The sequence below is a fragment of the Providencia sp. PROV032 genome (assembly GCF_028484875.1).
In the GTDB taxonomy this organism is placed as follows: Bacteria; Pseudomonadota; Gammaproteobacteria; order Enterobacterales; family Enterobacteriaceae; genus Providencia; species Providencia rettgeri_E.
The window spans coordinates 116,740-129,682 of record NZ_JAMPSX010000015.1 but is presented as its reverse complement, the minus strand read 5'-3'; the positions used below and the strand labels follow the sequence as shown (position 1 = coordinate 129,682).

At 43.0% G+C, this 12,943-nt stretch carries 11 protein-coding genes; 2 read left to right on the top strand and 9 right to left on the bottom strand.

What is annotated here, in order from left to right; genetic code table 11:
* Positions 1 to 14 precede the first annotated feature (14 nt).
* The 3 genes from PSF42_RS11460 to PSF42_RS11450 are packed head-to-tail and all read right to left on the bottom strand — an operon-like array spanning position 15 to position 3,297.
* Positions 15 to 1,169 (bottom strand): ABC transporter permease, encoded by a 1,155-nt coding sequence (locus PSF42_RS11460; RefSeq protein ID WP_125890664.1) that lies wholly within the window; start codon positions 1,167 to 1,169, stop codon positions 15 to 17.
* Positions 1,169 to 2,314: an ABC transporter permease gene (locus PSF42_RS11455; protein ID WP_272680034.1), complete on the bottom strand. Its 1,146-nt coding sequence runs from the start codon at positions 2,312 to 2,314 to the stop codon at positions 1,169 to 1,171. Before PSF42_RS11455 ends, PSF42_RS11460 begins: the two co-directional genes overlap by 1 nt.
* 11 nt (positions 2,315 to 2,325) lie before the next feature.
* On the bottom strand, positions 2,326 to 3,297 hold the full coding sequence (locus tag PSF42_RS11450; RefSeq protein WP_125890666.1) for an HlyD family secretion protein: 972 nt from the start codon (positions 3,295 to 3,297) through the stop codon (positions 2,326 to 2,328).
* Positions 3,298 to 3,812: 515 nt separating this feature from the next.
* Here PSF42_RS11450 and PSF42_RS11445 point away from each other — a divergent pair.
* Both PSF42_RS11445 and btsR read left to right on the top strand, forming a co-directional pair.
* Complete coding sequence (locus PSF42_RS11445; protein WP_125890726.1) at positions 3,813 to 5,498, top strand: sensor histidine kinase; 1,686 nt, start codon at positions 3,813 to 3,815, stop codon at positions 5,496 to 5,498.
* 19 nt (positions 5,499 to 5,517) lie between these two features.
* Entirely contained in the window at positions 5,518 to 6,234 is a 717-nt protein-coding gene (btsR, locus tag PSF42_RS11440; RefSeq protein WP_125890667.1) for a two-component system response regulator BtsR, read from the top strand.
* A 4-nt stretch (positions 6,235 to 6,238) separates the two neighbouring features.
* Here the strand turns inward: btsR and PSF42_RS11435 are convergent, their stop codons facing one another.
* The 6 genes from PSF42_RS11435 to rpsO all read right to left on the bottom strand — a co-directional run bounded on the left by PSF42_RS11435 (position 6,239) and on the right by rpsO (position 12,875).
* Complete coding sequence (locus PSF42_RS11435; protein ID WP_004905885.1) at positions 6,239 to 6,568, bottom strand: helix-turn-helix domain-containing protein; 330 nt, start codon at positions 6,566 to 6,568, stop codon at positions 6,239 to 6,241.
* Complete coding sequence (locus PSF42_RS11430; protein ID WP_232062930.1) at positions 6,558 to 6,947, bottom strand: type II toxin-antitoxin system RelE/ParE family toxin; 390 nt, start codon at positions 6,945 to 6,947, stop codon at positions 6,558 to 6,560. Before PSF42_RS11430 ends, PSF42_RS11435 begins: the two co-directional genes overlap by 11 nt.
* Positions 6,948 to 7,100: 153 nt before the next feature.
* Complete coding sequence (locus tag PSF42_RS11425; protein WP_125890668.1) at positions 7,101 to 9,020, bottom strand: DEAD/DEAH family ATP-dependent RNA helicase; 1,920 nt, start codon at positions 9,018 to 9,020, stop codon at positions 7,101 to 7,103.
* Positions 9,021 to 9,190: 170 nt separating this feature from the next.
* Positions 9,191 to 10,108: a lipoprotein NlpI gene (gene nlpI, locus PSF42_RS11420; protein WP_254879849.1), complete on the bottom strand. Its 918-nt coding sequence runs from the start codon at positions 10,106 to 10,108 to the stop codon at positions 9,191 to 9,193.
* 93 nt (positions 10,109 to 10,201) lie between these two features.
* Complete coding sequence (gene pnp / locus PSF42_RS11415) at positions 10,202 to 12,325, bottom strand: polyribonucleotide nucleotidyltransferase (protein WP_125890669.1); 2,124 nt, start codon at positions 12,323 to 12,325, stop codon at positions 10,202 to 10,204.
* Positions 12,326 to 12,605: 280 nt separating this feature from the next.
* The gene (gene rpsO / locus PSF42_RS11410) at positions 12,606 to 12,875 is read right to left on the bottom strand and encodes a 30S ribosomal protein S15 (protein ID WP_004905890.1); all 270 of its coding nucleotides are present in this window, start codon (positions 12,873 to 12,875) and stop codon (positions 12,606 to 12,608) included.
* Positions 12,876 to 12,943: the final 68 nt, after the last annotated feature.

The window sequence follows — 12,943 nt, the reverse complement described above, 5'->3', positions numbered from 1 at the left end:
AACACGATTAAATATTAATGCCGATGCCTGCGCCAACGGTTAAACATATGGCTAATATGGCGCAATTCGCCATCTCGAAGCATACCGATGAATACCCCAATAACCGTATAAATAACCCCTAGAATCAACATCATCACGATATCCATCAGGACATCGCTAAACGGTAGCCCCATTTGATTAAGGCCTGCCATGGCATTTGTGGCCCATGTTGATGGCAATGCTGAGGCAATCATACGTACCCAATCAGGCATCGCCTGCAGTGGCCAAATCGTGCCTGACATGTAAAACACTGGGGTCGTAATAAATGCCAAGGTTAAATAGATCATTTCGACACTGCGCAAACATTCCGTCACTAACTTACCAAGCCCTAGAACCGCTAATAGGAATGGGAACGTGAACATCCAAATAACATATAGTGGCGCTTCTTGCCGATAACCCAATACCCACGGCCAAAGGGCGAAAAATACGGTAGATAAAAATAACCAAATCGGAATTAAAGCGGATAATGCCCCTAAATAAACCGCTAATGGTGGTTTTCCTTTAGGCGTAGAACGAACCGCGATACTCACTCGCACGCAGGCAATTAGCAGGGAGTGCTGCAGTAACATCACCAATAGGCCAGGAAAAACAATCGCCGCAAAGCTAATCCCTGGGTTATACAATGGCTCAGTTTCACTGCGGATAGGGGTAATAATCACTTTAGCCTGTTCTGGGCTATAACCTGCTTTAGTGAGTAGCTGAGTATTATAAGCATTGAGCAGTGTTTGATAGGCTTTTGATAACTCTTGCTGAATTTGCCCACTCGCTAGCCGGTTGGTCCCATCACCATACACTGGCACTGTGATATTTTTACCGCTCAATAAATGTTGTTGGAAATCCGTTGGAATGATAATTATCGCAAATAGCTTTCTCGCGATCATATCCTGACGCGCTTGAGCAAGGTTGTCATAACTCTGCAACTGCACTTTTGGTGTTGCATCGAGATCACGGATTAGCTCGCGGCTTGCAGTGCTGTGGTCCATATCAATCACTGCAACAGGTAAATCCCAAAGAACGGGCTTTGCATAAACTAAGCTCATGACGCACAGAGAAACCAACAATAACAACCACATCGGTTTTTCCAGCATCCCCAGCAGCACTTTACGAAAGGTTGCAAAATAGATAGCCATCAGACACCCCCCCCTTGGTTTTCTAAACGTTTGATTAGTCGCTTACGGATTAAAAAGCCAATTACAAAGGGGTAAATCAATAAAAATAGACACACTTGAACAATGCGAGCAAAAGAAATTTCCCGCAAGAAAATATCAAACATAGCATTCAATGTATGTGTAAGTGGTTCAATGTTCGAAATGATTTTTGCAGGCAATATCATTGACAGCTCGGGTACCGCCATGCCCGAAAAGGCCAAAGCAATACTCACCAGCATCCCTATCAAGCTATATGCCATGATGGCACTTGAGGTAAAACTAAACAGTAATAAACCGATACTTTGTGCTGCTATCACATAGAAAAACCCTAATATAATCATATACAATGGGTTACCAACCACTTTAGCATCAAAGATGGTAACCAATGCCGCAATCTCTACAGCAAGTAATATACTGAAAAATAAGGTGTAAGGAGCTAGCTTCCCGAGTAGCGCCATGATAAACGGTTTAACACTTTGTAAGGTGGAACCCCGTGACATCGTATAGATTGTTGCAGTAACAACAAATAGCTGCAACATATGAATAGTTGCGGCAAACTGTTGATAATAAATATAACTACCACTCGGGTTGAATAAGCTGTCATAAGAAAGTGTCACTTGAGCTAACGGTGGCAATGCCTTTCCCATTGACTTCGCCATTTCTTGTCGATACTTCGCATTCAGCTCTGCTACCAGCCCACTAAAATCTTGAATGGCATAACTACCCGATGCATAAAAGAGCGCATTATAGTACATACGAAGTTCAGGCTGACGGCCCCGTAAAACATCTTCTTCAAAGTTATGAGGAATGTACAATAATGCGTAATCTTTTGAACTACCTAGCCTTTTTAATGATGTGCTTAAATTATCATCTATCGTTTTTACGTCTGCATGCGGGCCTGCGTTGAGGTCGCGAATAATTTGCCGAGACACAGGGCTATGGTTGTCATCCACTACAGAAACAGGTAAATCCATTAATGTCCCCTCTGAAAAGTTAGCGCTAACTAACGTAAACAGCATTAATGGAAACAGCCAACTTAACCAATGAAAAACAGGGCTACGTATAGCCATTTGAGTTTCACGGCTAAAAGCATGCTCAAAACCGTGCCAAGCGAACTTAAATTTCATGGCAACACCTTTTACTTATCCCAGTGCCATAACACACTCATGCCAGGCCTTAGTCCTTCAATCGGCTCTACAGGATATAAGCGAATTTCAAATGTTTTTAAATCGAAGTCACCCGTTGCACGTGTTGCTCGTTTTGTCGCATAGTCACCTTTCGGTGCAATATAGCGAACCTCAGCTTCAATCAACTTGTTCCCCAAAGCAGGTACATCCAGCTGTACTTTGTCGCCTTTTTTCACATCAACTAAAATATCTTCACGTAAGTTATAGACAAAATAAGCTTGCGGTAGCCGGATTAATGAAACGAGTGGGCTTCCTGCATTAAATAACTCGCCAATTTCCGCGGGGATAGGTCCTACCTCACCATCAACAGGAGCTTTAACTTGCAAATCATCAACTTGTACTTGTAATTCAGCCAATTTTTGTTCTGCCTGATTAAGTGCAGCTTCATATTGATGGCGTAATTCAATACGGTCACCATTCTGGCCTTCTTCTAATCGTGCTTTTGCCCCTTGCACTTGCGAAAATGCCACTTCTTTGGCCTTACGTGCATTATCTAGCTCATTCGCCGAAACATACCCTTTATTTTTTAAATTACTCAAACGTGCATATTCACGAGATGCATTTTGATATTGGGAGTTAGATTGCGCTAAAGTAGCCTGAAGATCACGAATGGTTTCTTCGCGAGTACCATTAATAGAGAGTTCTAACTGTGCTTTTGCTTGGTCTCTTGCCGCTTTCGACGCTTCATATTGTGCTTGCAGCTCAGGACTTTCTAATGTTAATAAGAGTTGCCCTTGTTTTACATCATCACCACGCTCAATATGACGTTCAACCACCCGCCCTTTTGCTTTCGACGTGACGATCACTTCGGGTGCATCTACCTCCCCCTGTAACAATAAATATTGGTTGTGAGAATGAAAAAGTGCCGCTGCTGCTATTAAGATAAGCATCAGCAAAATCAGTGCTATTGTTCTTTTTTTCATTATTTATGTGAACCTTAAATAATAACGGGGGAAACTATCATCCCTTGAGTATGACAAGAAAATTAAATACAGCGTTAATAAATTCGTGCGCAAGATCACGAAAAGGTAGGACATTGATTAATATTGAAACGATTTTGGCCTTATGTCAAATAATGATGAACGTACTTTTCCCAAATGTCGATTACTTAACCAATGGCTTACGGTATAATAACCAGCCAAATAAAAACTAATAAAAGATAGTTAAAGTGAATAACTCTCCCCCAATGCAGCGCTAAAAAGTAATTCAGTAAGATAAAAAACGACAAAAGAAGATAGCTTGGGGAGCATACACAAGTATGTGACCCAAGGAGCTGAACGCAGTCAACACCCCACAATGTGAAACATGACGAGCCATGCTCTAAATAGTTCGCATTATGGGTAGGCGACAAGAGAAGATAGCTTGGGGAGCATACACAAGTATGTGACCCAAGGAGCTGAACGCAGTCAACACCCCCAGAATGTGAAATATGACGAGCATGTACGAATTTGACTTAATATTACTCCTCCTCCAGCAAATGTGCGTCTACTTAGTGATCGCATGGGTCCTCAGTCGCACCCCGCTGGTTATCCCCTTACTTAAAGTTACTATCCGATTACCTCATAAGGTAATGTGCTACCTGATTTTCTCCGTATTTTGCATTATCGGGACTTATTTTGGTTTACATATCAATGATTCTATTGCAAATACTCGCGCTATTGGTGCCGTACTTGGCGGATTATTAGGTGGCCCTGCGGTAGGCTTTGCCGTCGGTTTTACTGGCGGATTACATCGTTACTCATTGGGTGGCATGAGCGCCTTTGCCTGTATGGTCTCAACGATTGTTGAAGGGTTAATTGGTGGATTAGTTCATCGTCACTTTATGAAACGTGGCGAAATTAATAAAATTTTTAACCCTGTGATCGCCAGCTGTGTCACTTTTATTGCTGAAATCATACAGATGCTAATTATTTTGTTGTTAGCAAAACCTTTCGATGAAGCCCTCGAACTCGTTAAAAATATCGCGGCACCAATGGTCATCGCGAATACGATTGGCGCAGCCATGTTTATTCGTATTTTACTCGACCGCCGTGCTATCGTTGAAAAATATACGACTGCATTCTCTGCTCAGGCACTAAAAATCGCCTTAACGACTGAAGGTATTCTGCGTAAAGGCTTCAATGCTGACAACAGTATGAAAGTCGCTAAGATTATTTATCAAGAGTTAGAAATTGGCGCCGTTGCCATTACTGATCGTGAAAAAATCCTCGCGTTTATTGGTATTGGTGCTGACCACCACCGACCCGGAACACCGATCTCATCCATTCAATCAAGACAAGCTATTGAAAACAATGAAGTTGTATATGCTGACGGCAATGAAACTCCATATAAATGTTCATTAAGCCCAACCTGCAAACTCGGCTCTGCATTAGTGATCCCATTACGTGGGGAAAATGAAAAAGTCATTGGTACAATAAAACTGTATGAAGCGAAAAATAGCTTGTTTAGTTCCATAAACCGGACTCTCGGTGAAGGGATCGCTAGCTTATTTTCTGCACAAATTTTAGCGGGCCAATATGAACGTAATAAACAATCATTATTGCAATCTGAAGTTAAGCTACTTCACGCCCAAGTCAATCCTCATTTTTTGTTCAATGTGCTCAACACGCTACAAGCAGTGATCCGCAAAGATAGCCAGCAAGCCGGCCAGCTTGTGCAGTATATCTCGACTTTTTTCCGTAATAACCTAAAAAGACCAGAACAAAATGCCACGCTCGGTGAAGAAATTGAACATATCAACGCCTATTTGCAGATAGAAAAAGCCCGTTTTCAAGAAAGCTTACAAATTCATATTGAGATCCCTGATGAAGTCAAACAGGTTGAACTTCCAGCATTTACTCTGCAGCCCCTTGTTGAAAATGCAATTAAACACGGCACCTCACAGTTATTAGAAACAGGATATATTACAATACGTAGTTATATCGGCAGTGAACATGTCTATATCGAAATAGAAGATAACGCGGGGCTATACAAGCCCACTAAAAAATCCGATGGCTTAGGAATGGGGCTAGTCGATAAACGCTTACGTTTAAAATATGGTGAGCAATATGGTATCAGCGTAGAACATGAGCCAGAAAAATTCACTCGAATGAAAATTCGCCTGCCTTATTTGGCGACAACATAATAATGATTAAATTACCTCTATGAATGTATTGATTGTTGATGATGAACCTCTGGCACGTGAAAACGTGCGTTGCCTACTAGAAGAACACGATGATATTGAAATTATCGGTGAATGCGCCAATGCAATTGAAGCGATTGGGGTCATTCACAAAAAAAAGCCTGATGTGGTTTTTCTGGATATTCAAATGCCACGCTTAACAGGCCTTGAAATGGTGCGCATGTTAGATCCAGAAGACCGTCCCTATATTGTCTTTCTTACCGCTTTTAATGAATTTGCCATTCAGGCTTTTGAAGAGCATGCATTTGATTACTTATTGAAGCCTCTTGAAACAGAACGATTGGAAAAAACCTTGAACCGCCTACGTCAAGGTAAGCAAAAACAGAACCTTGAACTTCTAGTCAATAACGAACCACTAAAATTTATTCCATGCACGGGACATAGCCGCATTTACTTGATGAAACTTGATGAAGTGCTATATGCCACTTCGCGTATGAGTGGTGTGTATGTCATGAGTACACAAGGGCAAGAAGGCTTCACTGAGCTCACCTTGCGCACATTAGAAATGCGCACACCCTTGGTGCGCTGCCATCGTCAATATCTGGTCAATATGACTCAGCTAAATGAAATTCTGTTTGGTGATAGTGGGCAAGCGGAGTTAGTACTGAGTTCCGGTGAACATATACCTGTCAGCCGCCGTTACCTCAAACCACTGAAAGAGGCATTGGGGTTAGTTTGAGTGGTTAAATAATTAAAATCTCTGGCCCTCGCTGCTCTATAAGATGTAGCATTCTTAGAGCTGGGCCACTGGGTTTTTTTTCTTCTCTTTCCCACTTAGATACGCTTTCCTTAGACATGCCCAGCGCTAAAGCTAACATGGCTTGTGACATTCCATATTGAGCACGGAGTTGTTTGATTTGCGCACCGCTCATCATAGGTACTACCTTGATTTTATTATTTATTTTACGATTGCCAACCTTCTGTTCTAAATCAGTAACTAAACTTTTTGGTGCAGCATCAACCTGATGTAACTCTTTCGCTAGCTCAAGCATGTTTTCTAGTTTATTGCTCATCAGTAAGCTCCTCCAAAATATTATGTAAAACTAAATCAGCAATTTTATCATCCGTATAATTAAGAAAAAGTCGAGATAAATTCTTATACGCATCTAGTTCATCATCTTCAATTTCTTTTACTCCTTTAGCAGCTATATTGCATTTCTCCCAACCATCGGCAAAAAAGAGATGATGGCTAACTTTGAAGAATATAATAACCCTGACCCCACCACTTTTCCCTTTTCCATTAATGGCAATCCTTTTTTTAATTACACCACTTCCTAAGTCTGCTTCATAAACCCCCGCTAAGACTTCATTTGCAGCCTTAAGCAAGTGTTTATCCATTATCTTAATTTTTTTGGTGCTTCGCTTAAATGAGGAAATTTTATAGAACGCCACAACTACTCTCCATGTAGTACCTATTACTATAGTAGCAAGTGCCATTTTTGAAGACAATATATATTGTTCATTTTTAAAACAACAAAAAACCCGCATTTCCAAGAAATACGGGTTTTCATTTTATTAGGGAATAACTTCCCTAAAACCTAACAATTACGCGTTATGGCTGCTGCTACGACGACGAGGTGCTGCATTAGTGCCATCTTGGCGTGGTGCAGAGTTACCACGGTCACGGTTACCACCGCCACGACGTTCACCGCCGCCACGACGTTCACCACCACGGTCATTACGACGACCTGCACCGAAACCACCTTCGCTGCCGCCATCACGACGACCACCACCACGACGCTCACCCCCGCCGCGACGTTCGAACGGTTGTGCATCACCGATCAGCTGCATTTGAGTTGGTTTATTCAAAATGCGTGCGCGACTTAAATGCGTTAACACGTCAGTTGGCATGCCTTTTGGTAATTCAATTGTCGAATGTGTTCCGTACAATTTGATATTACCGATATAACGGCTGCTGATATCCGCTTCATTAGCAATCGCACCAACAATGTGACGAACTTCCACACCATCATCACGGCCAACTTCAATACGGTACATTTCCATATCACCCACATCACGACGCTCACGACGACCGCCACGCTCACCACGTTCTGCACGGTCAAAACCATTGCCGTTGCTGTTGCGGCGATCACCTCGGCGATCATCGCGATCATTAAATTCACGACGTGGACGACGTGGCGCATCTGGTGGCAGGATCAGAGCACGTTCACCTTGTGCCATTTTCAGTAATGCTGCGGCTAAAGTTTCCATATCCACATCTTCTGATGGAGACATTTTCGCTAACAGTGAACGATATTGGTCTAAATCGCTGCTTTCTAACTGCTGCTGAATTTTCTCAGCGAATTTCGCCTGACGACGTTGGCTCAGCAGATCTGCATCTGGCAATTCAACTTCAGGGATAGTCAGTTTCATCGTGCGTTCAACGTTACGCAGCAGACGACGCTCACGGTTCTCAACGAACAGTAACGCACGACCTGCACGGCCTGCACGGCCTGTACGACCAATACGGTGAACGTATGATTCCGCATCCATTGGGATATCATAGTTAACAACTAAGCTAATACGCTCAACGTCTAAACCACGCGCTGCAACATCTGTTGCAATCAAGATATCTAAACGACCATCTTTTAAGCGCTCTAAGGTTTGCTCACGCAGTGCTTGGTTCATGTCACCATTCAGTGCCGCACTGTTGTAGCCATTGCGTTCTAACGTTTCAGCCACTTCTAATGTTGCATTTTTGGTACGAACGAAAATAATCGCGGCATCGAAGTCTTCAGCTTCTAAGAAACGCACTAATGCTTCGTTTTTGCGCATGCCATACACAGTCCAATAGCTCTGAGCAATGTCTGGACGAGTGGTAATGCTAGCCTGAATACGAATTTCTTTCGGGTCTTTCATAAAACGACGTGTAATACGACGAATTGGCTCAGGCATTGTTGCAGAGAACAGCGCAGTTTGGTGCTCAGCTGGAATTTGGCTCATGATGTTTTCAACATCTTCAATGAAGCCCATACGCAGCATTTCATCAGCTTCGTCTAAAACTAAGCCTTTTAATTTAGAAAGATCTAACGTGCCACGTTTTAAGTGATCAAGGAGGCGACCCGGTGTACCCACAACAATTTGTGGCCCTTGGCGCAGTGCACGTAATTGTACGTCATAACGTTGACCACCATACAGGGCAACAACGTTAACGCGGTTCATATGTTTAGAGAAATCGCTCATTGCTTCCGCTACCTGAACAGCCAACTCACGAGTTGGTGCCAGTACTAAAATTTGCGGAGCTTTTAAATCTGGGTCGATGTTATGCAGCAATGGCAAACTGAATGCAGCCGTTTTACCGCTACCCGTTTGTGCCATACCTAAAACATCATTGCCATCCATTAACAATGGAATACATTGTTGCTGGATTGGAGATGGTTTTTCGTATCCCAGGTCATTTAGTGCTGTCAAAATAGATGCTGATAAACCTAACTCAGCAAAAGAAATATCGGTCTCAGTAGTCATGTAAAGGTGCCTCATACTTAATGGCAGCCAGTTTACATAACCATGGGAAAATCATTTCGGTCATTTTCATTTAAAATGTGAACTGGCTCAAATTGTGTTTATTAAACGAACAAATAGGCCGTCACCCCTAAGGATGATGACTTAAAAAAATATTGTGAAATGTTCGTCAGCTATTGCTGGCCCGATTCTAAAAGGTCGTCTTGTTCTTGGCCTAACAGCGCCAATTCCAACAATGCATAGCGGTGTTCAACAAAGCTGTGAGCGTTGTTAGCCACCGTCAGTTTGAATAACGCAGCTGCGCTATTCTTATCCCCCAGACTTAGGTAATGCTTACCTAAATAGAAGTTAGTTTCACTGAGATGCTCAGCGAGCGAAGTGTTATCCGTAGATGTTTCTTTCAAACGCTCCATCAATGTCGTTTCACTGATATTGCCAAGATAGAATTCTACGATATTCCAGCCCCATTGCCCTTTCTCCGCTTGGTTGTAGCGGGCGGCAAGATTATCTTGCGCCATACGCGGGTCTATGTCTTTCTCTACGAGATAAAGCCACAGAGTACGAAAAGGATCATTTGGATCTATCTGATAATACGCCAGCAGATCATCCTGCGCTAGTTTGTACCGTTCACCGTAATATAATGCGATGCCACGGTTCATTCGCGCGAAATTGTAAGTTGGATCAAGCTCTAAAACAGAATCAAACGCTTCATAGGCAGCATCATAATTCCCTGCCTGCGTAAAATATATTCCTAAAAAATTAAAAACTTCAGGAATATCAGGACGAATGGCTAACGCAGTTGAAAAATCATTACGTGCCAGCGCCCTTAAACCTAGACTATCATACAACACACCGCGCTCATATAAAAGCTGTGCGTATTCATCATCGGTTAAAGACCGGCTCGCAAGGATTTGTTCCATACGAGCCAGTATCACTTCTTGTTGCAATGAAGGTTGAAGTGGAACGGCAAATACCTCGTTCTTTCGCCAATCTTTGCTACTACATCCAATAATAACAAAAAAGATAAGCGCCAAGAGTACACGCGGTAACGTGCAATAATCTCTCACCCGAAGACAGATACTGTTCAACATACTCCGCCCTTACATTACCACGCTTTACAAATTATGGTTTCAGCAAATTTAGGCTGATAGCGCCCTAACTTAATAGAGCGCTGTTAGGTCAGCTTACTCTGCTGAGTCCTGCGGTTGCGCTGCTGGCTCTTCAGTTGCTACCGCTTCTTTCATGCTAAGACGGATACGGCCTTGACGGTCGATTTCCAAGACTTTAACAGGAACTTCTTGACCCATTTGCAGGTAATCAGTCACTTTCTCAACACGTTTGTCCGCGATTTGAGAAATATGAACCAGACCTTCTTTGCCACCACCGATAGCAACAAATGCACCAAAGTCGACGATACGAGTGACTTTACCTGGGTAAATGCGGCCTACTTCAACTTCTGCAGTAATGTCTTCAATACGACGAATCGCTTCTTTCGCTTTTATGCCATCCGTTGCTGCAATCTTCACAGTACCGTCATCTTCGATTTCGATTGTTGTGCCTGTTTCTTCCGTTAACGCACGGATCACAGAACCACCTTTACCGATGACATCTTTAATTTTGTCTGGATTGATGCGGATAGTGTAAATACGTGGAGCAAATTCAGAGATTTCTTCACGTGGACCATTGATTGCTTGTTCCATCGTACCAAGAATGTGCAAACGCGCACCTTTTGCTTGGTTTAATGCAACTTGCATGATCTCGCTAGTGATACCTTCGATTTTGATATCCATTTGCAGTGCGCTGATACCTTCACGGCTACCCGCTACTTTAAAGTCCATATCACCTAAGTGGTCTTCATCACCTAAGATATCGGACAGAACAACGAAGTCGTTGCCTTCTTTTACCAAGCCCATTGCGATACCCGCAACCGCAGCTTTAATTGGTACACCTGCATCCATCAGTGCTAATGACGCACCACAAACCGACGCCATTGAAGATGAACCGTTAGATTCAGTAATCTCAGACACCACACGTACTGTGTATGGGAAATCTGCGTGGTCAGGCATAACCGCTAACACACCGCGTTTCGCTAAACGGCCATGGCCGATTTCACGACGTTTTGGTGAGCCAACCATGCCAGTTTCACCGACAGAGTATGGAGGGAAGTTATAGTGGAACAAGAAACGGTCAGTGTACTCGCCCATTAATTGGTCGATAACCTGTGCATCACGCTCTGTACCTAATGTTGCAGTCACTAACGCCTGAGTTTCACCACGAGTGAACAACGCAGAACCGTGAGTACGAGGCAGAACACCAGTACGTACATCCAGTGCACGGACCATATCTTTTTCGCGGCCATCAATACGTGGCTCACCACGAATAACACGGCTACGAACCACTTGTTTTTCTAAGTTAGCTAAAATATCAGCCACTTCAGAAACATCAACGTTTTCATCTTCAGCAACTAATACCGCAGTGACTTCTTCTTTGATTAAGTCAACTTGTGCGTAACGTTCTTGTTTCTCAGTAATGCGGTAGGCATCACCCATACGGCTTTCAGCTAATGCCGCGACACGGTCATTAAGAGCTTGATTAACTGGCTCTGGCTGCCAATCCCATTTCTCTTTACCGGCTTCTTTCACTAACTCATTGATATTCTGAATAACAATTTGCTGTTGATCGTGGCCAAATACCACCGCACCTAACATTTGTTCTTCACTTAACAAATCAGCTTCAGATTCAACCATTAATACTGCGTTATCAGTACCTGCAACCACTAAATCTAAACGGCTGTTTTTCAGTTCGTCTGCTGTTGGGTTCAGAACATATTGGTCATTGATAAAACCAACACGAGCCGCCCCAATTGGGCCATTGAATGGAACACCAGACAGCGCTAATACCGCAGATGCGCCGATCATCGCAACGATATCAGGGTTAACTTGTGGGTTAACAGAGACAACGGTAGCAATGATTTGAATTTCGTTGTAAAAACCTTCTGGGAACAGAGGACGTAGAGGACGGTCAATCAAACGTGCGATTAATGTTTCGCCTTCACCAGGACGACCTTCACGACGGAAGAAACTGCCTGGGATGCGGCCTGCTGCATATGTACGTTCTTGATAGTTAACCGTTAAAGGGAAGAAGTCTTGGCCTTCTTTCACTTTTTTCTGTGCAACCGCAGTAACAAATACTGCAGTGTCATCCATGTTAACCATAACAGCTGCAGATGCTTGGCGTGCAATCATACCTGTTTCAATCGAAACAGTATGTTGACCATATTGGAATTTACGAACAATAGGATTTAACACTATATTACCCTTTTTGTAAGGCCCCTTGAGATTCTCAGGGAGCATTGGCTTACTCTTCCTACTACAGCCTCGCGACTAATGAGAATACTGATATTCCCGTGATCAATTCTCTCATTAGCCGCGCGAATCGGATGTAGCGAAGAGGCATAAATAAAAACAACTTACTACGATTTACAGCTTAGCATTTAAGTTAAGTATAATTCGAGTATTACTTCAACTTTCAAAATAACTTTTAGAAGAAAAGGGGCCATTTGGCCCCTTTCCTCTGAAACTGACAAGATTAGCGACGCAGACCTAAACGCTCGATAAGAGCAGTGTAGCGCGCGATATCTTTACCTTTCAAGTAAGCTTGTAAGCGACGACGCTGAGCAACCATACGCAGCAGACCACGACGGCTGTGGTGATCTTTTTTGTGCTCTGCAAAGTGGCTTTGCAGGTGGTTGATTTGTGCAGTCAGCAGAGCGATTTGAACTTCGCTTGAACCAGTGTCATTTTCACCGCGGCCGAACTCAGCAACGATTTTAGCTTTCGCTTCATTACTTAGAGACATAATAAACTCCAAAATGATTAATGTAAGTGATGAGAGCCAATCTCTAATTTAGCATCTCAAGATTAAGC